Source organism: Nostoc sp. DedQUE07, from assembly GCF_034530975.2.
In the GTDB taxonomy this organism is placed as follows: domain Bacteria; phylum Cyanobacteriota; class Cyanobacteriia; order Cyanobacteriales; family Nostocaceae; genus Nostoc.
In genome coordinates this window covers 59,341-84,005 of the sequence record NZ_JAVRCC020000028.1, presented here as the reverse complement: position 1 = coordinate 84,005, position 24,665 = coordinate 59,341, and the positions used below count along the sequence as shown (strand labels likewise).

Annotated in this window: 25 protein-coding genes; 10 read left to right on the top strand and 15 right to left on the bottom strand. The window is 42.0% G+C overall.

Going from position 1 to position 24,665, the window contains the following annotated elements:
- Window positions 1–170 precede the first annotated feature (170 nt).
- The 6 genes from RMZ95_RS20965 to RMZ95_RS20940 all read right to left on the bottom strand — a co-directional run bounded on the left by RMZ95_RS20965 (window position 171) and on the right by RMZ95_RS20940 (window position 5,752).
- Window positions 171–929, bottom strand: a complete 759-nt coding sequence (locus tag RMZ95_RS20965) for an isoprenyl transferase (RefSeq protein WP_322686387.1) — start codon at window positions 927–929, stop codon at window positions 171–173.
- 44 nt (window positions 930–973) lie between these two features.
- The gene (locus RMZ95_RS20960) at window positions 974–1,912 is read right to left on the bottom strand and encodes a ferritin-like domain-containing protein (protein ID WP_322686386.1); all 939 of its coding nucleotides are present in this window, start codon (window positions 1,910–1,912) and stop codon (window positions 974–976) included.
- 198 nt (window positions 1,913–2,110) lie between these two features.
- Window positions 2,111–3,328, bottom strand: a complete 1,218-nt coding sequence (locus RMZ95_RS20955) for an ABC transporter permease (protein WP_322686385.1) — start codon at window positions 3,326–3,328, stop codon at window positions 2,111–2,113.
- Window positions 3,329–3,367: 39 nt separating this feature from the next.
- A complete protein-coding gene (locus RMZ95_RS20950) occupies window positions 3,368–4,837 on the bottom strand; it encodes an efflux RND transporter periplasmic adaptor subunit (protein ID WP_322686384.1) in 1,470 nt (489 codons plus the stop codon).
- A gap of 396 nt (window positions 4,838–5,233) precedes the next feature.
- Window positions 5,234–5,527 (bottom strand): Uma2 family endonuclease, encoded by a 294-nt coding sequence (locus tag RMZ95_RS20945; RefSeq protein ID WP_322686622.1) that lies wholly within the window; start codon window positions 5,525–5,527, stop codon window positions 5,234–5,236.
- 57 nt (window positions 5,528–5,584) lie between these two features.
- Window positions 5,585–5,752 carry a hypothetical protein gene (locus tag RMZ95_RS20940; RefSeq protein WP_322686383.1) on the bottom strand — a complete coding sequence of 56 codons (168 nt, stop codon included), beginning with the start codon at window positions 5,750–5,752 and terminating at the stop codon, window positions 5,585–5,587.
- Window positions 5,753–5,982: 230 nt separating this feature from the next.
- On the opposite strand from RMZ95_RS20940, the gene RMZ95_RS20935 reads away from it, so the two are divergent.
- The gene (locus RMZ95_RS20935; protein ID WP_322686382.1) at window positions 5,983–6,216 is read left to right on the top strand and encodes a hypothetical protein; all 234 of its coding nucleotides are present in this window, start codon (window positions 5,983–5,985) and stop codon (window positions 6,214–6,216) included.
- 809 nt (window positions 6,217–7,025) lie between these two features.
- On the opposite strand, the gene RMZ95_RS20930 is transcribed toward RMZ95_RS20935, so the two are convergent.
- From RMZ95_RS20930 to RMZ95_RS20905, 6 genes are all read right to left on the bottom strand, one after another.
- Window positions 7,026–7,481, bottom strand: a complete 456-nt coding sequence (locus RMZ95_RS20930; protein WP_322683476.1) for a two-component system response regulator — start codon at window positions 7,479–7,481, stop codon at window positions 7,026–7,028.
- Window positions 7,482–8,121: 640 nt separating this feature from the next.
- Entirely contained in the window at window positions 8,122–8,724 is a 603-nt protein-coding gene (locus tag RMZ95_RS20925) for a hypothetical protein (protein WP_322675661.1), read from the bottom strand.
- Between the two features lie 45 nt (window positions 8,725–8,769).
- Window positions 8,770–9,795: a glucokinase gene (locus tag RMZ95_RS20920; protein WP_322683475.1), complete on the bottom strand. Its 1,026-nt coding sequence runs from the start codon at window positions 9,793–9,795 to the stop codon at window positions 8,770–8,772.
- Window positions 9,796–9,879: 84 nt separating this feature from the next.
- The gene (locus tag RMZ95_RS20915; protein WP_322683474.1) at window positions 9,880–10,527 is read right to left on the bottom strand and encodes a histidine phosphatase family protein; all 648 of its coding nucleotides are present in this window, start codon (window positions 10,525–10,527) and stop codon (window positions 9,880–9,882) included.
- A gap of 165 nt (window positions 10,528–10,692) precedes the next feature.
- Window positions 10,693–11,040 carry a DUF1493 family protein gene (locus RMZ95_RS20910; protein WP_322683473.1) on the bottom strand — a complete coding sequence of 116 codons (348 nt, stop codon included), beginning with the start codon at window positions 11,038–11,040 and terminating at the stop codon, window positions 10,693–10,695.
- A 376-nt stretch (window positions 11,041–11,416) separates the two neighbouring features.
- The gene (locus tag RMZ95_RS20905) at window positions 11,417–14,011 is read right to left on the bottom strand and encodes an NACHT and WD repeat domain-containing protein (protein WP_409883328.1); all 2,595 of its coding nucleotides are present in this window, start codon (window positions 14,009–14,011) and stop codon (window positions 11,417–11,419) included.
- 399 nt (window positions 14,012–14,410) lie between these two features.
- On the opposite strand from RMZ95_RS20905, the gene RMZ95_RS20900 reads away from it, so the two are divergent.
- The 3 genes from RMZ95_RS20900 (at window position 14,411) to RMZ95_RS20890 (ending at window position 17,317) form a co-directional block, all read left to right on the top strand.
- The gene (locus RMZ95_RS20900; RefSeq protein ID WP_322683471.1) at window positions 14,411–16,294 is read left to right on the top strand and encodes an ArsA family ATPase; all 1,884 of its coding nucleotides are present in this window, start codon (window positions 14,411–14,413) and stop codon (window positions 16,292–16,294) included.
- Between the two features lie 45 nt (window positions 16,295–16,339).
- Complete coding sequence (locus tag RMZ95_RS20895) at window positions 16,340–16,624, top strand: hypothetical protein (protein WP_322683470.1); 285 nt, start codon at window positions 16,340–16,342, stop codon at window positions 16,622–16,624.
- A gap of 177 nt (window positions 16,625–16,801) precedes the next feature.
- Window positions 16,802–17,317 (top strand): GNAT family N-acetyltransferase, encoded by a 516-nt coding sequence (locus tag RMZ95_RS20890; RefSeq protein WP_322683469.1) that lies wholly within the window; start codon window positions 16,802–16,804, stop codon window positions 17,315–17,317.
- Between the two features lie 226 nt (window positions 17,318–17,543).
- Here RMZ95_RS20890 and RMZ95_RS20885 read toward each other — a convergent pair whose 3' ends face one another.
- The 3 genes from RMZ95_RS20885 to RMZ95_RS20875 all read right to left on the bottom strand — a co-directional run bounded on the left by RMZ95_RS20885 (window position 17,544) and on the right by RMZ95_RS20875 (window position 18,591).
- Entirely contained in the window at window positions 17,544–17,909 is a 366-nt protein-coding gene (locus tag RMZ95_RS20885) for a retroviral-like aspartic protease family protein (protein WP_322683468.1), read from the bottom strand.
- A complete protein-coding gene (locus tag RMZ95_RS20880; protein WP_322683467.1) occupies window positions 17,906–18,223 on the bottom strand; it encodes a hypothetical protein in 318 nt (105 codons plus the stop codon). The genes RMZ95_RS20885 and RMZ95_RS20880 overlap by 4 nt, the downstream gene beginning before the upstream one ends.
- Before the next feature lie 116 nt (window positions 18,224–18,339).
- Window positions 18,340–18,591 carry a gas vesicle protein GvpG gene (locus RMZ95_RS20875; RefSeq protein ID WP_322673887.1) on the bottom strand — a complete coding sequence of 84 codons (252 nt, stop codon included), beginning with the start codon at window positions 18,589–18,591 and terminating at the stop codon, window positions 18,340–18,342.
- Between the two features lie 211 nt (window positions 18,592–18,802).
- Between RMZ95_RS20875 and gvpN the strand changes: the two genes are divergently transcribed.
- From gvpN to RMZ95_RS20845, 6 genes are all read left to right on the top strand, one after another.
- Window positions 18,803–19,975 carry a gas vesicle protein GvpN gene (gvpN, locus tag RMZ95_RS20870; RefSeq protein ID WP_322683466.1) on the top strand — a complete coding sequence of 391 codons (1,173 nt, stop codon included), beginning with the start codon at window positions 18,803–18,805 and terminating at the stop codon, window positions 19,973–19,975.
- The gene (locus RMZ95_RS20865; protein WP_322673885.1) at window positions 19,972–20,322 is read left to right on the top strand and encodes a gas vesicle protein; all 351 of its coding nucleotides are present in this window, start codon (window positions 19,972–19,974) and stop codon (window positions 20,320–20,322) included. The genes gvpN and RMZ95_RS20865 overlap by 4 nt, the downstream gene beginning before the upstream one ends.
- Entirely contained in the window at window positions 20,309–20,746 is a 438-nt protein-coding gene (locus RMZ95_RS20860) for a gas vesicle protein K (protein WP_322673884.1), read from the top strand. The genes RMZ95_RS20865 and RMZ95_RS20860 overlap by 14 nt, the downstream gene beginning before the upstream one ends.
- A 230-nt stretch (window positions 20,747–20,976) precedes the next feature.
- Complete coding sequence (locus RMZ95_RS20855; protein WP_322683465.1) at window positions 20,977–21,726, top strand: GvpL/GvpF family gas vesicle protein; 750 nt, start codon at window positions 20,977–20,979, stop codon at window positions 21,724–21,726.
- A gap of 94 nt (window positions 21,727–21,820) precedes the next feature.
- Window positions 21,821–23,647, top strand: a complete 1,827-nt coding sequence (locus RMZ95_RS20850; RefSeq protein ID WP_322683464.1) for an AAA family ATPase — start codon at window positions 21,821–21,823, stop codon at window positions 23,645–23,647.
- Between the two features lie 274 nt (window positions 23,648–23,921).
- Entirely contained in the window at window positions 23,922–24,611 is a 690-nt protein-coding gene (locus RMZ95_RS20845) for a GvpL/GvpF family gas vesicle protein (RefSeq protein ID WP_322683463.1), read from the top strand.
- The last annotated feature ends 54 nt before the right edge of the window (window positions 24,612–24,665 follow it).

Sequence of the window (24,665 nt, the reverse complement as noted above, 5' to 3'; positions counted from 1 at the left end):
CTTCGGTCTGTCATAGCAGATAGATTATCCTCGATAATGTTTTATTTGTAAGCGCTCATATACCATCGTGGTAATGTGGGTGCTTTTACTTTATCAACAAAGGCAAAAGGCAGAAGGAATATTGCCCTCTGCCTCCTGCCTCGTTCACGTGATGTCTGGTGTTTGGTACACTAAGCTGATAATGAAGCTTTGACTTGACCAAAACGGCGATCGCGATTTTGATAGCTCAACAAAGCTTGATGAAATGCTTCTCGATTAAAATCTGGCCAAAGAATATCGGTGAAATACATCTCTGTATAAGCCATTTGCCATAAGAGAAAATTACTCAATCGCATCTCACCACTGGTACGAATCAGTAAATCGGGTTCTGGAGTGTCTGCTGTGTAGAGATGTTGTTCTACAAGACTTTCATTCACTTCTTGGGCGCTAAGTTCGCCCTGTTGCACGAGTTGAGCTACTTGACGACAAACTCTGGTAATTTCGTTGCGGCTACCGTAATTGACTGCAATAGTAAAGTGGATTGCTTGATTGTTCAATGTCTCTGTCATTGAACGTTCCATTTCCATTTGTAGAGACTTGGGTAAAGCCGATAAATCTCCAATAAACGAGATACGTACTCCTTCTTGATGCATCTGAGCCAACTCGCGGCGTAGTAATCGCTCAAACAAATGCATTAGAAAATCCACTTCTTCAACAGGACGCTGCCAATTTTCTGTGGAGAAAGCGTAGGCTGTTAACGCTTTGATTCCCCAATCTTTGCAGCAACGCAATAGTTCTTTGAGCGTTCTTGCTCCTTGGCGATGTCCAGCAATGCGCGGTAATCCTCGACTGGTTGCCCATCGGCCGTTACCATCCATGATGACGGCGATATGTTGGGGGATTTTTTGGGGATTTAAATCTATGGGTAATTTTGATTTGTCATTTGTCATTTGTCACTTGTCCTTTGTCTTTTGTCATTTGTCTTTTGTTTTTACTAATGAGTAGTTTCAAATAAATTTTGTAAGTACTCTGGTGTGAGGGTGTTGTTCCAACTCCACAAGCGATGCATTGTGTAGGTGAAGGTAAATAGGAGAGTTATTTTGTTGGTTAATGACCAAGCATTCCAGTTGAGTGTACCCATCATCCGGCGAAGAGTACGCATGAGGTTGTTACGCTGATAGTTTGGCGATCGCGTTTTAATCAGGGTGCGTCCAATTCGCATCAACCCAGTATCAGGGAAAGCCCAGACTCCAAACCCCCAGAATTTGGTCATGTGGTTGATTTCATCCTGCGCTAGTTCCTCTAGAACATCTTGGAGTGCGCCTGTGGTATGAGCCATCAACCAAATATAAAGACAAGTTGCACCGTATTCTGTGGCAATGCGGTGTAAACCGTGGCGATATAAGTCTTCGTGAGGATCATCTGTAGGGAGATAGCTTCTAACAGTACGAAGTTTTGGGGTAATTTTCTCGCCTGTTAATTGGGTGTAGACTTTGATTAATGCGGGTGTGTGCTGACGTTCTTCCTTTTCCCACAAACCAAGTTCTAGCAATTCGCCATCTTTACCGACAGTTCCACCAACAAACCGAGCCATCTGAGGATGCAATTTTTCCAAATACTGCCGACTGGTTTGGGTATAACCGCGAATGGGTGCTTCTGTATCCATCGCACCGATCAATATAGATAAAAATACCTCTGCGTCTAAGCCGATAATTTGATTGCGGTTAATTGTCTGCCAGTCGATGTGTTTCCAGGGACGCGGTTGGGGATTGGCAAACTGTATCGGTAAATCTTGCAGACGCTCGTGTAGTTTTTCGACTGCAATATATTTGTCTATGAGGGAACGAATGCGCTGCTGTGTTCGCAAGTAATGAGGACTGAGATAGCTTTGACCTGCTAAATCTTCTGCAATTGGGCTGAGGGTATTAAGCATATTTTTATACTTAAATTTTTATCTCTATGCCCAATAGCCTAAGCGATCGCACTATCGTTTGTCAGTCGGCTGAAGTCGGCAATTTTATGCGATCGGGTTGCAAAAGTCGGAGGAAAAGTTGGTTAGGGAACTCCAAGAAATAAATTATCCAATCTTGTGAGGTAGTCCTCACAAGCGCATTTTTGGGTTGGCAGACTACTAGGCACTTCTCAAAGCCACAATCGGGTCGAGTTTAGCAGCGCGACGTGCAGGAACAACGCCAAAGAATAAACCAATACCTCCAGAGACACCAACAGCCATAGTAATGGCTACAGGAGAAAGACTCGCTTCTAAAGGAGTCAAGGCTCCCACTAATAGGATGCCACTGACACCAACCGCAGTCCCAACTAAGCCCCCAGCCGCAGAAACAATCACTGCCTCAATGATGAACTGTAGCAAAATATCTTGCTCAGTTGCCCCGATCGCTTTTCGCAATCCGATTTCTTGGGTGCGTTCGGTGACGGAGACGAGCATAATATTCATAATGCCAATGCCGCCAACAAACAAGGATATGCCGGCGATCGCAGCTAGCATAATTGTCAATGCACCTGTAATTTGACCGACAGTTTGCAAAGCATCTTTCTGGGTGCGAAGAGTAAAGTCATCTTCACCATTAATTTTGTGTCTTAGACGCAGCAAATTAGTAATTTGAAATTCTGCTGCATCCACACTATCGGAATCACGAGCGGCAGCAACGAGATAATCTAAGGCGATACCATAAGGAGAATTTTTGCCCACAAGTCGGTTTGCTGATGTGGTGATTGGTATTAAGGCAGCATCATCATAATCTGCTCCCACGCTGGAACCTTTTGCTGTTAACGTCCCAATTACTTGAAAGCTGGTATTTCCAACTCGCAATTGCTGTCCTACAGCGTTACTATTACCGAATAGTTTTTCTGCCAAATCTCCACCCAGCACAACGACTTGGTTACTTCGCTTGATGTCTATCTCAGAGAAAAACCTGCCTTTAGCAGTTTCAAAATCCCGCACTGATAAAAAGGAGGGAGTTGTGCCAATGATGTTGACATCGGTATTTCTGTTGCGGTATGTAATTACCTGTCTTCTGTTTAACTCTGGTGCAACTCCTACTACTGTTGGTACTTGAGAAGCGATCGCATCCGCATCTTGCAACACCAGAGTTTTTGGCACTTCAAAGGAGATTCGCTGAGTTTCTCGATTACCTGGCAGTACAAATAGCACATTTGGCCCTAGTGACTCCAGCTGTTTATTCACATACTTCTGCCCACCTTCGCCAATGCCAATCATCGCAATCACCGAGGCATTGCCAATAACTATACCCAGCATGGTGAGGGCACTACGCAGCTTATTCGATAGCAGAGTTTTCCCCGCCATATTCATGCTTTCAAGGAAATTCATATCTTATATAATTACGAATTACGAATTACGAATTACGAATTACGAATTATTCTGTTCTTTTGCCTTCTCAATTTTGTAATCTTTGGGTGGGTTAACAAAAATGCGATCGCCTGCTTTAACTCCCTCTAAAATCTGAGTTTGGTCTTGAATTTGTGCCCCGACTGTAACTTCGCGGAACTGGGGTTTATTTTTTGCATCGGGTACGAGTACGCCAGTTTTCCCCTTTTCGGTGACAATTGACACCGTTGGTAATACCAAGGCATTATTAACGCGATCGCCTAAAAAAGTCAGATCCACATTTAAGCCAGAACGCAGTTTATCTATGCCAGTATCGATAGCAACCCGCACCTGAAAGGATGTCACACCTTGTTCCACCACTGCTTCGGGAGCAATCAGACGTACATGACCTTTAAAAACTTGGTCGGGATAGGCATCAGCGACAATTTCCACCTGCTGTCCCTGTTTGATTCTGCCAAGATCGGCTTCGGGAACTTGAGCTAATATTTCTAAACCGCGTGCTACAGCAACAATTGAACTGGAAGTTGCCGATGCACTAGTAGATGCCGAAGTTGTGGGTGTAACAAATGCACCTGGTTCGGCATACTTTTGGGTAACAATTCCCGACAAAGGAGCGCGAATAATAGTATCTTCCAACTGCACTTGTACACCCTTTAACTGAGCCTCAGCAGATGCTACAGCGGCTTGACGCTGGACAATTTCTTCAGAACGGGTTCCATCTTCTAACAGTACCAATGCTGCCCGTGCTTCGTTAACAGCGGCTTGGCGTTGGTCGATTTCTTCAGTGCGAGTGCCAGTTTGGACTAACGAGAATCGTTTTTTAGCTTCTTCTAAATTGGCTCTAGCACTTTTGTCATCGCTGATGGCTTGATCGAGTAATTGTTTATTCTCTGCTCCCTGTTCGTATAGGTATTGATAACGCTTTACCTGTTCGCTGGTGTAATTCACCCTTGCTTGAGCCGCATCTACTTGGGATTGAGATTGAGCAATCTCTTGGGGACGATTACCAGCCTTAGCCGCAGCTAATTGGGCTTGAGCTTGTGCTAATCGGGCCCTTGCTTGAGCGATTTCTTGAGGACGACTACCAGCAAGGGCTTGGGCTAGCTGTGCTTGGCTTTGGGCTAAGTTAGCACGGTACTGGCTCCTTTGAGCCTCAATACCGGCACTATCCATGCGGGCGAGAATTTGCCCTTGTTGAATGCGATCGCCTTGTTCCACGTATAATTGCGACAGCACTCCCGGATTCTTCGGACTAATATTTACGCTCTGAACTGGCACGACTTTGCCACTAGCTGTAATCCGCAACGTCACGTTTTGGGCTGCAACTGGCACAGTTAGTTGAGCAATATCTTCTTTGTTTGTCCCTTGGTTTACCAAGGTGTAAGTTGTTATAGTACCCACAACCAAAGCACTCCCCGCTATCAGCCCAATCAGCCAGCGCGATGGATGCTTAACTTTGCCAATAACTGGAATTTCTATGTGCGTAGCCATATTATAGAAGCCTGTAAATCTTGCTGTATAAGAATATTTTTTAGTTAGAGGACAAGTGGAGAGTACGGAGTTGTTAAAGCTTTAGAATTAAATTTTTATGAGTTAACTAACAACTAGACGCATAATTAGCTTCACAGTTGCTTAATCTTACTTCATACTAGGCATTCGTATTTCTGTATGTCTTCACCTGAAAGGGTGACTTTAGCCACAGCATATTAGTGCAATTCTGAACTATTCGTGAGAAACAAGATTCCCGACTTTTTTGAGAAGGTGGAAATCTACGGCTGGCAATTCTCACAAATCAGATAGGATTGCTATAGTGCGATCGCGCTTTAATTGCTTTGTATCCTTTGCTTTTTCCCTACTCCCCATTCCCTACCGCAAAGCAGTTTGTAATTATTGCTGAAATTGGGTTAATAACCAAGCACCAACTTGGCTTTGATTTCTTTGACGAGTTCGCCCTAATGCATCGTTTAATAAAGAAATTGCTAATCCTGGTAATACCTGAGATTCTGTAATCCGCCTACTACCTTGGTTTTCAATAGCAAAAGCCATAACTTGGGCATTCTGGACATTTAAAATCCAGTATTCTTTCACTCCTAAATCTTCATATAAAAGTCGTTTTTCACCTCGATCGTCAGCAAGTGAGGTATTAGCCACTTCAATAACTAAATCTGGTGGTGAATATATATCTAAATTGATGATAGAAGTGCCGTAGGGAATGACATCGGCATTTTCACCAATATACTAAGACACATCAGGTTGAGCTTCCTTAAAGCCTGTTTTCCGATATGTACAATTATCCTTGGCATTTAGAGCAATGCCTTTAATGCTCGCAAATAAGTTAACAGCAAAGAGAATAATTGCATGGTCGCTGGCATGGTCATTCCCGATTGCGTAGATTTCAATCCTCATCTGTCCGTTGTGGTAGTAGCCCTTGGCTTTTTCGTAGGCAGGATTTTCAATTATTTGGATATATTCATCCCAAGTTGCTGTTATCCAGGTATCAGTTGCTAATTGGGTCTATAATTCGCTCATAATATTGCGAAAGAGGAACTTTAACAACGATCGTACAAGTTTCATTTTCCACCACTAAGCTGACAGCAAAGCTTTAACTGCATCATTGCTAACAATTTTTGTAGGGTGTGTTACGCCAGAGGCTAAAGCACCGATGGCCTACTTTAACAAAACCAGTCTTTAAGGCGGATGAACGAGTATCTGAGGTGGATGAACGGAGTTCTGAGGTGGATGAACGGAGTTCTGAGGCGGATGAACGAGTATCTGAGGTGGATGAACGGAGTTCTGAGGTGGATGAACGGAGTTCCGAGGTGGATGAACGGAGTTCCGAGGTGGATGAACGGAGTTCCGAGGTGGATTAACGGAGTTCTGAGGTGGATGAACGGAGTTCTGAGGTGGATGAACGGAGTTCTGAGGTGGATTAACGGAGTTCCGAGGTGGATTAACGGAGTTCTGAGGTGGATTAACGGAGTTCTGAGGTGGATGAATAAGTATATTTGTAATTTGTCTGGGCACAGCTTCTCATTCGCTCAAACCCATGTGCTTATATTGTAGGCTGTGTCTAACCTACAGTTGTAACTTGAGCAAGGGTTTTAGCTTTGCAGTCTAGAAATTTATTTCTGGACGGTTAAACAACGCAGATACTTAGCTCGACTTTATCCAAAATTAAGAACTTGCTTATCTTGATACGGCAAAAACCCTAGCTTTTTGGCAAAAACTTTTTCCATGTCACTGATTATCGGTTAAATCTAAAAAGTAAAACTACCGTCCCACAAAGGTTTCAGTGTCAGGTTTTGGGTTTCGTAAAAATGGATAAAGTCGAGCTTAGAGGATGTTTGAAAAGTTTTCTTCTCGGTAACAAAACGTTCTAGATCCCCCTAAATCCCCCGATAAATTGGGGGACTTTGATTCCGGTTCCCCCCTTAAAAAGCTACGGTGTACACACAAGTTATCGAATTACTACCAGTTCTCGAATTACCCCACCCTAACCCTCCCCTTGTAAAGGGGAGGGAACCGGATTTTTCTTGTTTCCCCCCTTTACAAGGGGGGACTAAGGGGGGTAATTCGACTTGTGTATACACGGTAGCCTTAAAAAGGGGGGCTAGGGGGGATCGGTTAGTGCCTAAAATCACAGCCAACCACTTTTCAAACAACCTCTTAAACTTACCTACTAGTTTGCAACTAGTAGCTCGGTGCAAAAATTTTCCGTCGCTTTTTCCTGTACTTGATTCACAATCATAGAAACAAACTCGTCAAGGTCGAATGGCTTAAGTAAATATTCTTCAAACTCTACATCTGGAATTTGATCGCAAGTACCTGTGGTAGATGTTGAAGTCACAATGATTGGGATATGCTTACCATTGTCTAGCTCTATAGCATCCAATCTATTTAGCAATGTATAAATACTTTCACCTAAAAACCTAATTTCACTGACAATAATGTTGGGTGTGAACCAACTCAGGGTTTCTAAAGCCTCTTCTATGGAACCAGCGGTAATCACATTTGCGCTGAGGTCTTCGAGTAAAAAAGCATACAAATCCCTACTATCGCGATCGTTGTCTACAACGAGTACTTGTACACCTTTGAGTATCCCAACTGCCAAGCAAAAGTCATTGATTAAATTCATAATAAGACCTGCGATTAGGGCTTTAAGGGCAAAGCTATTTGAAAAAACCGTAGTCTTAAGGGAACGAGACAACCGGATAGGTTAAAGAAAAAGTAGCAGAGAACCATTAAACGGTTAAAATTACTAGGTTCTATTCTTATACTATGAGCAGATATATTTGATTTACTAAATGAATTGATTAACTACGACATAAAACGTAGAAAAACTTTTCAAATAAGGGCACGGTATGTTCCCTCCGAAAATCTGTGGTTCAATTAACTGAAAATAGCCATAAAGGATTAATCAACAAAACTATTCCCATTCGCTATCCTCAACTTCCTTCTAAGTAGGACTTACGCAGAAGAGATCCCCCAACCCCCTTAAAAAGGGGGCTTTTAAGATTCCCTCCTTTTTAAGGGGAGCTAGGGGGGATCAAGCTTTCAAGTTTTCAGTGCGTAAGTCCTGCTAAGGTAATAATAAGGTGGCTTCAATTTCCTGCTTGGTAGCAGCCGTTACTTCACAATTGCTATGCACTCTTTGAGACGCTGCGCGAACGTAGGAGAGGGGCTGAGGGAGAGGTCAAAATAGCACTCGTCGAACTCACGTTATATTAGCCCTGCAATTAATTACAAGGCTAATATAGTAGAAGTTGTTAGTTATTTCACTTTTTTAAAACCACATTGAAAGAATTTAAATAGCCATTAATAGTTTTAGCTAATGTCTTCTGCTGTTTTTTGGTAGTGATTGCCATTACTTGATATAGTCTTCCTTCGGCAACATACATTCTACTTATAGTAATTTTCCCTCCAGAATTGATGTACTGAATTTCTTTGCCGGGATGATTATTGTAACTGCGAATGTTTCGTTGACTAATTAAATTACTTTTCGTAGTCTTTAAAGCCATATCCCGTGCATTATTAAGTACAGCTTGAGGATCGGCCATTTCACCGTAACTATAAGGAAAATCATTGTAAGCAACTATGTATGCTACTTGCTGTTTTGGTGGTTGAGCAATAAATATTTCTAAGGTAATTTCCCCCATGTAAGTTTTTTGGGATTCGGTATTTCTATTGGGGTTTCCCGGCATCAAAATTGTAAAACGTCCATCTGGAGCAGTGTATAACTTCCATTGTGGCTGCACGGGTTGAGAAACCTTTGGTTTGACAACAGCTACCGGAGATTTGGGTTGACGCGCTTCCACAAGAACAGAGCCACCACAAACAATGGTGGCGGCTATTAGTGGCAACAGACTTTTAACTGTCATATTTTTTGCCCTTTGAGATAGCGATCTCACTGATGATGCCAGCTGTTATAACCTAGCAGCACATAAAGCAGCACCAATTAGGCCGACTTGCGAGTTGAGGATAATATACACCGGGATCTCTTCGAGGAGGCGGCGCATCCTGCCTTTTTGGGTGAAATTTAATAAGAAACCGCTGTTTTGAATTAAAGGCAGAATTTTGGGCGCAATTCCACCAGCGATGTATAAGCCACCGTAAGGTAGAAGTTTCAGGGCGAGATTACCGGCTTCTGCACCGTAAGCTTCTACAAATAATTGCAAAGTTTGTTCCGAGAGGCGATCGCGTTTTTCTAGTGCAGCTGTACCAATGACAGCACCAGGATCGACACTTTTCTCTTCTTGTCCGGCTTCTTGTTCCCAAGTTCTAACGATTTGGGCAATATCTGGTGATTCTGTGGCAAATTTGCGATCGCGCAGAAATTGGTAAATTGCCACAATTCCCATTCCAGAAACCACGCGTTCCACAGAAACGCGCTGGATATCATGTTTACCTAGCAGGTATTTCAACAGTTGAAACTCGATCTCGTTCCGAGGAGCAAAGTCAGCGTGTCCACCTTCTGAAGAAAAAACTTGATAGTGGTTCCCCTGCTTAATTAAAAATCCTTGCCCTAAGCCAGTACCAGCACCAATAATTCCAATGGGGGTTTCGGGTTGAGGTTTGCCAACTTGTAATGTCAGCAAGTCTTCTTTTTGTAAACCTGAAATGCCATAGCCAACGGCGGCGAAGTCATTAATCAAAGAAATATGCGGGATACCCAATTCTTCTTGTAGACGTTCGGTATCCAGGAACCAAGCTAAATTGGTCAGTTTAGCAGTATTTTTGACAATGGGGCCGGCGATCGCAAAACAAGCCTTTTCTGGTGTAGGTGTATTAGCTTTGACCAAAAACTCCTGCACTATCGGTACTAAATCGGGAAAATCGGCACTGTGGTAACTTTCCTGATAAATAGTATGTAAAGCTGGTGAGTCTGATTTTTCAACCAATTGCAGAATAGTTTTCGTACCGCCGATGTCTCCTGCTAGTAATAAAGTCATAGAACTTATTCGGGGATTAATTACTTTATTTGTGGGATATACCCAACCTACCAGAAGCTATGAACACAAATATCTATCAGAGGTTTAGGCAAATCGAATCACTTCTTCTATGTGGGTTAAATGGGAAGTATCTCCCTTTAGTTCCAATAACCATTCTGGATCTTCGCGTACCACTTTTACCAACGAACATAAAGAAGCTTTAACTTCTGTTTTGGCAATTTCCCCCACTAGCCCCATTGCTCCCCCCAACACAGATGCCCCATGTGCGACTAGCAAGATATCCTCTGGAAAAAACTCAGTAGCTAAACATCTGGCAGTTTGCCCAGAACGTTCTCGCACTTTTTCATGAGTTTCAGGATATTTGGCGGCGATGCGCGAAGTATAGCTGGTGTCAATTCTGGGGAATAATTTTGCTAATGCTGGAGTTGAGAGTCTTTCGGGTTCTTCTGTCATCCAAACTGGATTTAGCCATTCACTCAAGCCTGTTTCGAGTTTAATCGGCAAGTCGAGCATTTCTGCAACTGCATTTGCCGTTTGTACGGTTCGCAGAAAAGGAGAAGCGAAAATATGGCCAATATTTTCTTTTTTCAATCGTTTAGCTAACTGCTGTGCCTGCACCATACCATCATTAGACAAGGGTGGATCGTAGCGTCGTTCAGCGGTAAGAAACCAATCGGGGTTTACGAAGTCGAGGCGGTTAGCGTGTCTTGCTATCCAGACTATTTGACTCATGGGTTTAATTATTCCGATGAATAGAATTCGCCGCTAAACAAATATATAGATATCTGCAAGGACGGCTGCAAATATTAATATAGGACAAAAATCGTAATAATATTTAATAATACTAATGATTAGGAAAACTTATCAGTATCAACTAGTTAAGATTATGTCATGAACTCAAATGTAAATATCAGATTGGGACGGTTCAAACCAAACTCCACACTCAATAACTGATAGTAGATGGCTGACGGTAATTGTTTTGAGTGTGCCGTAACGTTTGCGATAGTAACACTCAAAAAGTAAAGAAAATAAATGTGGTTCTTCATGGAAGTATCGGTAAAAAACAAACCCCTGCCAATCTATACCAAACTGTTCAGTGATTTTAGAAAATAGTTCATCAACATCATCACCATCTATTTTGAGGTCTTCCCGAAGCCATATATTAAGAGTAATATCTTTTGTTTGTACACCTAGTTCATTAGAAATAATTGCTGCAAGTTGGTTAAATCTATCTGTAAATGACATAAGCTTTTTAGGTGACAAACTCTAGTAGCAAGAATCCTATCAACAAGGAAATTATTACCAGGTAAATACTGGTCAAGTATCTATGAACTGGTAGCAAGATAGGGTTATTGTAGCCATCCAATTTTTGCAATAATCAGATTTAGTCGCAGATATTTTAACTTGTGAAATTAGGCCAGCGCTACTAACTGTTTATTTTCATCCAAGCTTTAGATGACTTAATTTTAGTCTTGCAAATGTTGGGTTTTGTTCCTCAACCCAACCTACTATTACGGCAAACTTAATTTATTGGATTGAGTAATTCTGTTAATGATTGGACTTTAGTTTCCGTAAGTTTTTGAAACCCAATATTTTAAACTTGCGGTGCAAGTAGGACGAGTTATTGGTTCTCTGTGGGTACTGATTGCCAAGCAAGGCGATGTTTCCAATGCGATGTAAAATTAAGTTGAACTGCTTGCTTAAAGTCCTCCAAAGCTGCTGAAAACGCTTTCTCTTTTTGCTCGCCTTGGTTGTTCAACTGTTTAGGGCATTGTGGATTCCATACATATTTTTGACAAGTTTGGTGGGCAATTTCTACATCACTGCCATTTTCAGGATTTTGAAAGACAGGATGATAATGTAACCTGTTGCAACAAACTTGCAACCACTCTTGCCACCCACAGCGCCACAAGCGCACTGTTGCATCAAGACTACCACTGACAATCAGTTTACCATCAGGGCTAAAAGCTACGGAATTTACCCAATACTCATGCCCGCGCCAAGGTTCACCAATAGGATTGCCGTTCATATCCCACAAGCGCACTGTAGTATCATTGCTGGCACTGATCATAAACTTGCCATCTGGGCTAAAGGCGACAGAATTGACCCAATTCTCATATTTGCGCTGCGATCGCCCGATGACCCGATCTTGTAGTATTCGATCTAGCTCCCACAAACGCACAGTGCGATCGCCACCACTGATAATCAGCTTGCCATCGGGACTAAAGGCTAGGGAATTAACCTGTCCTTCATGTCCGCGCCAAGGTTGAGTCATGGAGTTGCCATTAATATTCCACAAACGTATTGTGCGATCGCAGCTACCACTAATAATAAACTTGCCATCAGGGCTAAACGCTACAGAATTTACATGTCCTTCATGCCCGTGCCAAGGTTGACCGATGGGATTACCTTGGATGTCCCACAACCGCACTGTCGAATCACTGCTACCACTGACAATAAAGTTGCGATCGGGGCTAAAGGCGACGCAAATAATTTTCGCCTCATGTTTGTGCCAGGGTTGAGTGATGGTGTTACCTTGTAAATCCCACAAACACACCGTTCCGTCAAAACCAACACTGACAATAGAATCGCCATTTGGGCTAAAGGCGACGGAAATAACTCCTTCCTTGTGTCCGCGCCAAGGTTGAGTAATGGCGTTACCTTGTAAATCCCACAAACACACTGTTCCGTCAAAACCAACACTGACAATAGAATCGCCATTTGGGTTAAAGGTGACGGAAATAACTCCTTCCTCATGTCCCTGCCAGGGTTCAATAATGAGATTACCTTGTAGATCCCATAAACACAAAATTCCGTCAATACTGCCACTAACAATAAATTTGCTATCAGGACTAAAGGCTAGACAATTAACCTCTTGCTCGTGTCCCAAGAAAAATTCGGCAGTGGGATTGCTAATGATATTCCATAAGCATACAGTAGAATCACTACTGCCACTGGCAATAAACTTGCCATCAGGACTAAAAGCTACGCAATTCACCTCTTGCTCGTGTCCGCGCAAGTTATTTGCCTCTGTGGGTGTGTTCATTGCTTCCTTTAAGCTTCCCAAAACAGAAGCTAGAAGCTGGTTTGGGTATTTCTCTAGATTCTCACCCATTGTTTGAATTGCCAGCACCAAACCCTCTAGCGGTTGGACGGGAAGTAAATTCAAAACCCTGGCGGATTGCTCGCGCAGTTTTAATTCAGTCAGTGCAAGGTTTAACTTTTGAATCTCTTGTTCCTGGCGATCGTGCCATCCAACATTAGCATTAATAAATCGATTAGCTTGTTCGCTGAAATAACCAAAGGTTTGCTCTTTTAGTTCTTGATAAGTCTTTATCTTCAGAACCCCGTTTGCAATATCTTCTCTTTCCCACAATACATTCAGGGTGTATGCCAGAAGTGGTAAATAATCATTTTGTTGGTGAAAATCATGAATAATTTGCTCAACTAGTCCTTGTTCAAAGGTAACGCCAATTCTAGCAGCAGGTTCAGCGATCGCTAACTTTAATTCGCGATCGCTCATTCTAGTGAGTATACGACTATAGCGATCGTGAATATTTGCAAGTTGGGGATACTCACTAAATTTATCCAAAAAATCAGACCGCATTGTTAAAATAATTTTGACAGAGCTATCCTGCTGCTGAAACAATTGAAAGAGACTAGCAACAAATTTATCCCGTTCTGGCTTTTGAGTTTTCGTAAAAAGTTCTTCAAATTGGTCAATAAAAATCAGAACGCACTGATAATCTTGTTTGAGTAATGTAACAATCTTAATTAGAGTATTTTCTCTTATTTCTCTAGCAATATCCGCTAGTGGCGATTTTTTTCCATAGGTAAAAGCAAGACACTGATAAAGAGATTTAAAAGGATTCTCATCTGGGTGAAAATTTATATTAATTAATGAATTGTTATTATTTCCTAAATAAGGAATTAAACCTGCCCGAATCAATGAGGATTTGCCACTGTCTGACGCTCCTAAAAGCAAGAGTACATTATCTTTTTTTAAGCGATCGCCCAGATTAGCAATCCACTTTTCCCGACCAAAAAATTTGTCTTTATCTTTAATTTCAAAAGTTTTTAGTCCTAAGTAGGGAGAGTCTATTTGAAATGGACGACAATGAATGTCCTCAAAATTACTGTCAGAAAAAAAGTCGTATTCAGAAATACCTTGGAAATTACACCCAATATTTATATCGCTTTCAGAACTGTTAACCATTTATATCTCCTTACCTTTGGACACCTCTGGCTAAATCTTTACCTCAGTTATAGTTCCTTTGCTAATCTTTGTAAGTAACTCAACAAAATTAATTACACATTCTCTTGTAAAGCTTTCCCTGTCACCGCCCTATAGAATCAAAAGTCGAATTACCCCCCTTAATCCCCCCTTGTAAAGGGGGGAAAAATCTAGTTCCCTCCCCTTTACAAGGGGAGGGTTAGGGTGGGGTAAAACCCGGATTTGTCAATTATTTCCAACTTGTGTGTACACGGTAGCCTATAGGATAGAAGTTTTGTAAATCCCATCCGTGAAAGATTAAGGTTTTAAATAGATTTATTCAGCAAAATTACTTAAGTAACTTTCAAAAATATGTAGTAACTTTATCCTAAAACGCCATAAATGGCAAACGAGATGGAACTTTTTGATAACCTACACCTTGCTATGTTTAGCGGCAAAGGTGGAGTCGGAAAAACAACAATCTCCTGCACCTTTGCATATCGTTGGGCGCAGAAATTTGCCAATGAGCAAATTCTTTTAATCTCAACCGATCCGGCTCACTCTCTTGGAGATGTCTTACAAGTTAGCGTTGATGACATTCCTCGTCCCATAGCGGAACTACCAAATCTACGAGTAAGGGCGTTGGATGCAAAGCGTCTGCTACAAGAGTTTAAAGAACGTTATGGTCAGGTGTTAGAACTGTTAGTGGAACGGGGTAGTTTTGTTGAAGGAGAAGACTTGTCTCCAGTTTGGGATTTAAATTGGCCTGGACTGGACGAGTTGATGGGCTTGTTAGAGATCCAACGCCTTTTCAACGAACAGCAGGTAGATCGAGTAGTAGTAGATATGGCTCCTAGCGGTCATACTCTCAACTTGTTTGGATTGATGGATTTTTTAGACACTTTCCTCCACTCTCTGGAACTGTTTCAAGAAAAGCATCGGTTTATTAGTAAGACTTTTGCTGGAAGTTACACACCCGATCGCGCTGACGACTTTTTGCACACCCTGAAAGCTGAACTTTCCCAAGGTCGCCGTCTGCTTCAAGATCCTAAGCATACAGCTTGTTTGTTAGTTGCGATCGCCGAACCAATGAGTTGGTTGGAGTCAAAACGATTCCTAGAAGCCTTACAAACCATGCAGGTTCCTTGCGGAGGGTTGTTTGTTAACCAAGTTCTTGCCAGTGCAACTGACCCAGATCGTTACCAAGAACAACAACCCCTAATCGGCCAGTATACGGATCTTGCTAACGGAAAGCCGATTTTTATTGTGCCACAGCAAGATAAAGAGCCTTTAGGGATTCTAGCCCTCAGCCATCTGATCAACCAAATCCATGTTCCTCAGCTTGAACCGCTATCTCCTATCGATCTACTCCCAGTTCAATGGCCGGAAACAATTCCTCCTAGCTTTGGAGATTTTCTCACCAAAGGTCGTCGCCTGTTACTAATTGGCGGTAAGGGTGGAGTAGGCAAAACCACAGTAGCAGCTGCCATTGGTTGGGCTATGGCTCAACAACATCCCGATCGCAAAATCCGCATGGTTTCCATCGATCCTGCTCACTCCTTGGGTGATGCCTTTGGTTTGAGTTTAGGACACGAACCATATCAAATAACTGCCAATCTTCGAGGTCAGGAAGTGGATAGCGATCGCATTCTCGATCGATTCAGAGCCGACTACCTGTGGGAACTGGCCGAAATGATGAGTGGCGAAACCCAAACAAGCGAAACTATTGAAATGGCTTATGCTCCTGTTGCTTGGCGCAAAATTGTCGGTCAAGCTTTACCAGGGATTGATGAAATGCTTTCCCTGTTAACAGTAATGGAATTGCTAGAGCAACAAGAAGAAGACTTGATTATTTTAGACACTGCTCCTACAGGTCATCTTCTGCGTTTTCTAGAAATGCCAAATGCACTAGCAGACTGGCTAGCTTGGATTTTCAAACTCTGGATCAAGTATCAGAATGTCCTTGGTCGTACAGAATTTATGGGGCGTTTACGAACTTTGCGACAGCGCGTAGTCAAAGCCCAAAAAGTGCTAAAAGACCCACAACAAGCAGAGTTCATTGGGATTACACTTAACCAGACTAGTGTACTTGCCGAACAACAACGCCTATTCAAATCTATGCAAGAAATAGGTGTGAGCCAGAATTACCTTGTTCTCAACCGCTTTACTTCTACAGCAACCATTAATTGCGATTTTCCAGGTTTGACAATGGTTCGCTTACCAATGCTTCCTCGCTCAGTTCAACCTTTAGAACGCATCCAAGCAGCAGCCGGCTGTTTATTTTAACAGCTAATTAGACTAAATACTTTCATACCCAAAGAGAAATTTATTATGCACCGCACTCCAAAACGTGGACAAATTCAAGCCAAACTTAGCTCAATGCCACCTCAACGTTCTCAAGCAACAGTTTACTTAAATGCTTACAAAATAATGCTTGAAAAAGAGCGTTTAGAGCAGGAACTAAAGAAACTCGAAGCACGCCAATCTCAGATTCAGCAGCGTCTTGCTATTTTAAATGGTCAAATAATTGCTGAAGAGGACATTACCCATCAGCAAGTAAATACTGATTTGGAGGACAATACACCAAAATTCAACACCCTAACATTGGAATATTAATACAAGAATCACAGAAACTGATCTCTTGCACCTAACACTCACCAAATAAACAGTTGAACTAGGGAAGGCCGTAATATAATTTTCTAAAACTCGTTAGCAGATGTGTTAATGTGGGCATTCTCAAATTATAAGTCAGCGTTAGGCTACTGACTTATTACACACAAATTATCTATTGTTATGAATTACAAAATCCAAGACAACTGTATTATTAGCACAATAAACCAAATCTTTGACAAAGAAGGCCTAGAATACTATTTAAAAGTGTATCATTTTTACGACGAACAGCAGGAATATCAATCAATCCAACTTCACTTAAGCAGATGCAAACGGAAAATTAGAATAGGTCATGCCTACTGCACTTTCAATTCTCAAGAAGATATGGTTTTGTCAGACATCATTATTAGTAATGAATCAAAGTTTTTAAGTTTAAGTGATAAGTTATTCCAGCTAACACATTGGAATGAGCCAACTGACTATCGTAGGAAAGGTTTAGGAACTTATCTATTAAAGTATATTGTTGATTTAGCAAAAAGCAAAAAGGTTAAAAAAATTCATGGTTGTCTAACTTTTAAGGATATTGATGCTAATCCTAATTTAATTCATTGGTATCAAAAACATGGTTTTAAACTAGAATCCCCAATTCCTGAAGAAATTGAACATTATAAATATCAAGTTCGTCTCAATCTGGAATAATTCATCAATGAACAAACCTGGTTGATGTGCATATAGTAAGCCTGATCTACCGTTTGTGGCAACAACCCCTAGTGAGAAAATGGTTTTTCTTTGGGAATATTGATATATTCCTTATTTCCAAATATTAAATGTAAAAATATTTTGGAATGCACCAGAATGTGGAACACTGTCGGTTTTAAATTTTGAAAACTCCCTCAATTTTTGTCTAATTTATTATTGTCTTTAGTTATCCCAACGTTAATTCACCCGAATGTATATCAACGACTAACCGACGATTTGTTAACCATTGACGACCGAGCAAAACTTCTGTTAAATCTTTGCCAACATGTACAGGTATGTCAACCCCTTGGCCATCAAATAATACTTGACCAAGATAGATTTCAAATTTTACATCTCCCCGTGCAGTTCGCATTGTTTGCTCTCGTAAACGCTCCCAACCAAGTGCATCTATATCTTGCTCATTAATCGCTAACCAATACGAAAAACCTGTATCAAACATCGCCTCAACAGGTAATTCTAATCCATCTGATGTTACTAAATTAATTTCAAAAAGTAGTGCATCCTCATCACCAAAAAAACCGGAAATCGTCATATCGTGCCGCAAGCCCCAGACTCATGAATCCGAAAAGCATAGTGTATTTTGCCTGGATGCTGTTTGCGACACCGTAATGAAACTACTTCTAAATCTTTATCAACAAAATATTCTCCACTATCCGGTTCAACTGCAACAAACCAGTTGTAGTGAGTTTCAATTAATTCTGATTTGACTCGCTCAAAAATAGGTTTACAACGTTGGTAAAAAGCCTCGCGTTTGGCTTCATGTAGTGCTTTTTGTTCTTCATTCCACTGAATTTCAGGGAATATTCGTCCCCTGCGTGCGGTACGGGTGGGTTTGGTTTCAGTCATGGCTGATTATATTCGGAATCGCAATACTTATATTTTCTCTCATCCACACATCACAGATTAAATTCGATGAAAAAAGCCTCGCGTTCGGGGGTGTAGTTCCTCCTCTGCCTCCTGTCTTACTCCTGTGTCTCATCGCCTTCCTGCTTTTCTGCTTCCAGAATCGCTAATAAAAGAGCTTCTTCCTGAATTTCAAACTCTTCTTCAGCAATTTCTCCCATATCAAAAGCAAGTTGCAGTGCAAGAAGCTGCTTGCTGAGATTTTCTTTATCGTCAATTTCAGTACTCGCCTGTTCTAAAATTTTTTCCCCAAGCCACGTTACCCCCATTAATGGGCCAGTAATCGGTAATAGTAAGAAGCGCAGAACCATATTAATTTACACTTGTGTAGATTTGTTACAGCTGTCTCACAAGACCGTAATCTTGCTGATGACATTATATAAAACATTACTTAGTCTTATGTTGATGCCAAAATGTGTTGGATTTGAGTTCAGTTAAGGCTTATTGACATCTGTATTTTATATTCCCGATGTGCAAAAAATTACTTTTACATAAAATTATTACTTACGAGGTACTTAGAGCTTGACAACAGTATTAAATGCATCTCCCCAACGATTTGTCAATACCCCTGCTGTTCAACGTATCGCTCAACGTGCTTTGCGCTATCTACAGTCGGGTTTTTCAGTACATTTACGTGGTGCGGCCGGAGTCGGAAAAACTACTCTGGCAATGCATCTAGCTGATTTGCTCAACCAGCCTATCATCCTCTTATTTGGAGATGATGAGTTTAAAACCTCAGACTTGATTGGTAATCAATTAGGTTATACCCGCAAAAAGGTTGTTGATAATTTCATCCACAGCGTTGTGAAAGTTGAGGATGAACTTAGACAACATTGGGTTGATGCACGATTAACCCTAGCTTGTAAAGAAGGATTTACGCTGGTTTACGACGAATTCAATCGATCGCACCCGGAGGTAAATAACGTTTTACTCTCCGTACTTGAAGAGAGGTTGTTGGTATTGCCAACAAATCAACAGCGAGCCGAGTATATCCGGGTTCATCCTCAGTTTCGGGCAATTCTAACATCAAATCCTCAAGAGTATTGTGGAGTCCATGCAACTCAGGATGCTTTGATGGATCGTGTTATTACCATCGATATGCCTCCACCTGATGAACTGAGTCAGCAGGAAATTGTAGTTCATAAAACAGGTATAGATTCTGAGAAAGCAGAAGTAATTGTCCGCATAGTACGGACGTTTTGGAGTCGATCTAGCTCTGGACAGGGTGGTGGATTGCGTTCCTGTCTGATGATTGCCAAAATCTGCCACGAACACGAAATTTCCGTAAACCCTGGAGATCCTAGCTTCCAAGATATTTGTGCCGATATCCTGCTTTCTCGCACGAGTCAACCTCTCATGGAAGCAACTCGGCTACTAGAAGAGGTTTTAAGTGAATTGCATCATAGTACAAATACTCAATCTCAGCCGTCAAAGATAATACCAGACAGCCAAAATCAGATTGTATTGGAACAACGAGTACCTTACGAGCATGAAGTCTACAACTACCTGTGTAATTCTCCAGGAAGGCGTTTCTCTGAATTGGCAGTAGAGTTAGGGATCGATCGCAGTCAAATTGTAGCTGCACTCAAGTCTCTCAGGGAACAGGGAGTATTAGTACAAATGCAGGGCAATGCCGAGCCGCCGAACATCTCACAGACACTTGCTTTTGATTCTGGCCATTTAATAAACAAATGAGTACTAATACTAATCGGGGAGCTATCACCACATCAACTCAAGGTTCTACCTTGGCAGATATTCTAGAACGGGTTCTAGATAAAGGCATTGTGATAGCAGGAGATATTTCTGTTTCTGTCGGCTCCACAGAACTGCTCAACATCCGAATTCGTTTGTTGATTTCTTCTGTTGATAAAGCCAAAGAGATTGGAATTAACTGGTGGGAGAGCGACCCCTATCTTAATAGTCAAGCTCGTTCCTTATTAACAACTAATCAACAACTTCAAGAGCGTGTTGCCAGTCTAGAAACAGAACTGCGATCGCTCAAAGCACTCAATCCTATTAATCATCAGAATGCAGGCGATTAGCAAATCAAAAGGTTCCGATTCAGGTTTAGCACCGTTGTTACTGACGGTTGTTGAACTGATACGCCAACTCATGGAAGCTCAGGTGATTCGGCGAATGGATGCTGGCAACCTCAGCGATTCTGAACTAGATCGAGCTGCCGAAAGCCTGCAAAAGCTTGAACAGCAAGTTGTTCAGCTTTGCGAGATATTTGATATTGACCCAGCCGATCTAAATATTAACTTGGGTGAAATGGGAAATTTACTTCCCCAATCTGGAGGATATTACCCCGGTGAAACCTCTAGTCAACCCTCTATTCTAGAACTCCTCGATCGCCTATTAAATACGGGTGTTGTGGTTGAGGGTGACTTGGACTTAGGACTGGCTCAATTAAGCTTAGTTCATGCCAAGTTAAGATTAGTACTCACTTCTAAACCCCTTTCATAGGGTGTAGGGGGTAGGGTGTAGGGTGTAGGGAACCCAGGGTTAAAAGCGTGGGATTGAAAACTTGGACACCTTATACCTCGTGCCACTTTCATTCGGTATAATTCTTCTTTTTTGGTAAGCTCTAAACCCACTCATACAAGGATTTTCTAATCCCTACACCCAACACCCCACACCCCACACCCTGTTTTTGGTAACTTTTTTATCTATATTCTTCTTGGTAAGACATTCTTATGAGTTATGGCTTTTACATTTACGGAATTTTGACCTTGCCTGCTCCACAAAATTTAAATTTACAGGGCATAGATCGGCAACCTGTACAAATTAAAATTTTGGATGGTTTTGCAGTTATCTACTCCGAAGCACAGCAAGAGCGTTATTTGGCCAGCCGTCGTAACCTGCTAAGTCATGAGAAAGTCCTTGAGGACATCATGGAAGCAGGCGATCGCAATTTATTACCCATGCAATTTGGACTTTTGATTTCAAGCTGGGAAACAGTTTCAGAGCAATTAATTCGTCCTCATCAAGAAGAATTGACGCAATTGCTTGCGAAGTTATCGGGTTGTCGAGAAGTTAGTGTCAAAGTTTTTTGGGATACTGAGGCAGAAATTCAGGGATTGTTAGCAGAAAATCCAAATCTCAAAACTGAAAGGGATAAGCTAGTGGGTCAACCCTTGAGTATGGAGCAAGCGATCCAAATAGGGCAAGCCATCGAACGGGGAATGAGCGATCGCAAGCAAGGCATCATCGATATATTTCAAGGCACGCTCAACTCCATTGCTGTCGATATGGTGGAAAATACTCCCCAAATGGACACAATGATTTACAATGCAGCCTACCTAATTCCTTGGGAAGCAGAATCACAATTTAGCGAACACGTTGAAGCACTCGATCGTCAATTTGAAAACCGTTTGCGAATTCGCTACAACAATTTTACTGCCCCCTTTAATTTTGCTCGTCTTCGATTATTGATTTCCAAATGAATTAATTTTTTTCACTGTGAATAGCAGTAAAAATTGATAATGAAAAATTATTGAAACTTGTGAATTTTTCTATACATTTTATTTAAGTAAATCAATGGACAACATATTTAAAGGATTTGAACAGCTATTAGAAATTGCCAAAGCTTTAGAAGAAAAAGTAGAGAAAGGAGAGTTAAAAACTTCTATTGAAATTCGCTCTCATAATCTCAGCAGTATTCCCCGGCAAGGCAATATTCCGAGAAAAACTAGTTCCAGCCGAGTTCGATCCAATTCCACCGATGCAGCTACACCAATGGATAATGTTGATGATGTCACCCCCCCATCAGCTAACAAGAACTCAAAAGCTTCTTGGCAAGGTGTCGGCGGCTTGGCTGATGTTCTCAAGGAAATCAGAGAGTTAGTTGAAATTCCCCTTAAACGTCCAGATTTATTGGTTAAATTAGGGTTAGAGCCTCCGCGTGGGGTTTTGCTAGTTGGCCCGCCCGGTACCGGAAAAACTTTAACAGCCCGTGTTTTGGCAGAAGAGTTAGAGTTAAACTACATTGCCATCAATGGCCCAGAGGTGATGAGCAAGTATTACGGGGAAGCAGAAGCTCGTTTACGAAGTATTTTTGAGAAAGCAACTCGTTCTGCTCCCTGCCTAATATTTATTGATGAAATTGACAGCCTTGCCCCAGATCGCAGCCAAGTGGAAGGCGAAGTTGAAAAAAGACTAGTGGCGCAGTTGCTTGGGTTAATGGATGGATTTGCCAAAACGGAGGGCGTACTTGTATTAGCGGCAACAAATCGTCCCGATTATCTCGATCCGGCGCTTCGTCGTCCGGGACGCTTCGATCGCGAAGTTCAGTTTCGGGTTCCCGATCGCAATGGACGATTAGAAATACTGACGATTTTGACAAGTGCCATGCCCTTGGAGACTGCGGTTAATTTAGGAGCGATCGCTGATTTGGCTGTCGGTTTTGTCGGTGCCGATATCAAAGCTCTTTGTCAAAAAGCAGCCTACATTGCCCTACGTCGTCAAGTCCCCTCGCTCAACAGTCCCATTCCTGAGAACATGGCTGTTATGCAGCAGGATTTTCTAGAAGCAATTAAGGAGATAAAACCCTCAGTTCTCAGGGATGTAGCAGTTGAAGCACCAAGTGTCAGTTGGGATGACATTGGTGGTTTGGATGATGTTAAACAAAAACTTCAAGAATCTGTAGAGGGCGCACTCCTTTATCCCGAACTATACGAGCAAACCAAAGCCAAGCCTCCCCGTGGGATTCTGTTGTGGGGGCCGCCGGGAACGGGAAAAACATTACTGGCAAAAGCGATCGCTTCGCAAGCTAGAGCCAACTTTATTGCTGTGAATGGCCCTGAATTACTCAGCCGATGGGTAGGAGCCGCAGAACAAGCAGTTAGAGAACTCTTTCGCAAAGCTCGACAAGCAGCGCCTTGCGTTGTGTTTGTAGATGAAATTGATACCTTAGCACCAGCACGGGGAAGATTCACTGGTGATTCTGGAGTTAGCGATCGCGTTGTCGGTCAACTACTCACCGAACTGGATGGGTTGCATGAATGCCCTAAAGTACTGTTAGTAGGAGCAACCAATCGTCCAGAAACCCTCGATCCTGCTTTACTCAGAGCCGGAAGATTGGACTTACAAATCAAAATCGATCTCCCAGATCCAGCAAGCCGATTAGCAATTTTACGAGTTCACAATCTAGATCGTCCCCTGCTTGATGTCGATTTAGAAACCTGGGCGAGAGTTACCGAGGGTTGGAATGGGGCAGACTTGGCTTTGTTGAGCAATCAAGCTGCTTTAAGCGCCATTCGTCGATACCGCGCCCAAGGATTGAGCGACTCCAGCCTGATTCAGATTACAAATGATGATTTTCAAGTTACATACCAAATGCTTGCTAATCAGCATCAATCTGAATAGTCTCTGACTTGAAAAAACGCAGAAGTTCACAGAGGAAGCTACTTAAGGCAATGTGCAACTTATCCTTAGAACCCCTCTCCAAACCTCTCCGCCACAGGGAGAGAAACTTTGATTCTTGCTCCCCAACGCTAGTAGGGAAGGGGCTGGGGGTTAGGTTTGAGAGAACGTTGCACACAGCGATACTTACTCTTTGGAAACACCTTTGATGTAAAAAGAAGTGTCCCAGAGAACTTCATGTGTACAAACTTAATTACTTAATAAGTATCCCAAGTTTATGTCAGTATACGCCTATGCTCTTCTAGTACCCACCGCATCAGAGCTTGTTCTACCTTTAGGGATGGAAAGGAATACCGAACTCGTTTACTGTTCTGGTTTAGGTGCGATCGTAGAACCGGAAATCTCAGTAGAGGGAATACAAGCAACAGATGAGCGTTTACTTCAAGCTGTATTAATCCACGATCGCGTGATTCGAGAACTCTTTCAACAAACTCCCCTTCTTCCCTTACGCTTTGGCAGCGGTTTTACCTCGCAAGAAAAACTGCTGAATCATCTAGAACAGCACCAAGAGCAATATCTAGAAACCCTTACTCAGCTAGCAGACAAAGTTGAGTACACTTTAAAATTGACACCCAGTTCTTTGCTTGATGAGTCTGACACTATTGATGCTAGAGGAAAAGCCTATTTATTAGCGAAAAAACAACGCTACCAAACACAGCAAGCATTTCAAGCACAACAATCCGATCAGTGGGAACTCTTGAACCAGTCAATTCTCAAAACATATACAGATGTTATCTGTGAAACTCGACAGGCAGATGTGCGGCAAATCCACTTTTTGGCACAGCGCAACGATTCAACGCTCAGTACGCAGCAGCTTTCCCTCTGGCAGGTACAATGCTCGCACTGGCAATTGGCACTTAGTGAACCTCTGCCACCCTATCATTTTCTAAAAAATACTCTCAGATAAATTCATAAAAAATAATAATTATAACTTTCCCAGAAAAAATGAAGATGGGCTGAT

What these genes read in the sequence shown, in the direction of transcription:
- RMZ95_RS20900 (WP_322683471.1), top strand. Translation starts at nt 14,411, where the DNA reads ATGGCAAACGAGATGGAACTTTTTGATAACCTACACCTTGCTATGTTT.
- RMZ95_RS20965 (WP_322686387.1), bottom strand. Translation starts at nt 929, where the DNA reads ATGACAAATGACAAATCAAAATTACCCATAGATTTAAATCCCCAAAAA.
- RMZ95_RS20905 (WP_409883328.1), bottom strand. Translation starts at nt 14,011, where the DNA reads ATGGTTAACAGTTCTGAAAGCGATATAAATATTGGGTGTAATTTCCAA.
- RMZ95_RS20960 (WP_322686386.1), bottom strand. Translation starts at nt 1,912, where the DNA reads ATGCTTAATACCCTCAGCCCAATTGCAGAAGATTTAGCAGGTCAAAGC.
- RMZ95_RS20955 (WP_322686385.1), bottom strand. Translation starts at nt 3,328, where the DNA reads ATGAATTTCCTTGAAAGCATGAATATGGCGGGGAAAACTCTGCTATCG.
- RMZ95_RS20875 (WP_322673887.1), bottom strand. Translation starts at nt 18,591, where the DNA reads ATGGTTCTGCGCTTCTTACTATTACCGATTACTGGCCCATTAATGGGG.
- RMZ95_RS20915 (WP_322683474.1), bottom strand. Translation starts at nt 10,527, where the DNA reads ATGAGTCAAATAGTCTGGATAGCAAGACACGCTAACCGCCTCGACTTC.
- RMZ95_RS20850 (WP_322683464.1), top strand. Translation starts at nt 21,821, where the DNA reads ATGGACAACATATTTAAAGGATTTGAACAGCTATTAGAAATTGCCAAA.
- RMZ95_RS20890 (WP_322683469.1), top strand. Translation starts at nt 16,802, where the DNA reads ATGAATTACAAAATCCAAGACAACTGTATTATTAGCACAATAAACCAA.
- RMZ95_RS20865 (WP_322673885.1), top strand. Translation starts at nt 19,972, where the DNA reads ATGAGTACTAATACTAATCGGGGAGCTATCACCACATCAACTCAAGGT.
- RMZ95_RS20860 (WP_322673884.1), top strand. Translation starts at nt 20,309, where the DNA reads ATGCAGGCGATTAGCAAATCAAAAGGTTCCGATTCAGGTTTAGCACCG.
- RMZ95_RS20885 (WP_322683468.1), bottom strand. Translation starts at nt 17,909, where the DNA reads ATGACGATTTCCGGTTTTTTTGGTGATGAGGATGCACTACTTTTTGAA.
- RMZ95_RS20910 (WP_322683473.1), bottom strand. Translation starts at nt 11,040, where the DNA reads ATGTCATTTACAGATAGATTTAACCAACTTGCAGCAATTATTTCTAAT.
- RMZ95_RS20880 (WP_322683467.1), bottom strand. Translation starts at nt 18,223, where the DNA reads ATGACTGAAACCAAACCCACCCGTACCGCACGCAGGGGACGAATATTC.
- RMZ95_RS20920 (WP_322683475.1), bottom strand. Translation starts at nt 9,795, where the DNA reads ATGACTTTATTACTAGCAGGAGACATCGGCGGTACGAAAACTATTCTG.
- RMZ95_RS20855 (WP_322683465.1), top strand. Translation starts at nt 20,977, where the DNA reads ATGAGTTATGGCTTTTACATTTACGGAATTTTGACCTTGCCTGCTCCA.
- RMZ95_RS20845 (WP_322683463.1), top strand. Translation starts at nt 23,922, where the DNA reads ATGTCAGTATACGCCTATGCTCTTCTAGTACCCACCGCATCAGAGCTT.
- RMZ95_RS20925 (WP_322675661.1), bottom strand. Translation starts at nt 8,724, where the DNA reads ATGACAGTTAAAAGTCTGTTGCCACTAATAGCCGCCACCATTGTTTGT.
- RMZ95_RS20950 (WP_322686384.1), bottom strand. Translation starts at nt 4,837, where the DNA reads ATGGCTACGCACATAGAAATTCCAGTTATTGGCAAAGTTAAGCATCCA.
- RMZ95_RS20930 (WP_322683476.1), bottom strand. Translation starts at nt 7,481, where the DNA reads ATGAATTTAATCAATGACTTTTGCTTGGCAGTTGGGATACTCAAAGGT.
- RMZ95_RS20895 (WP_322683470.1), top strand. Translation starts at nt 16,340, where the DNA reads ATGCACCGCACTCCAAAACGTGGACAAATTCAAGCCAAACTTAGCTCA.
- RMZ95_RS20940 (WP_322686383.1), bottom strand. Translation starts at nt 5,752, where the DNA reads ATGAGGATTGAAATCTACGCAATCGGGAATGACCATGCCAGCGACCAT.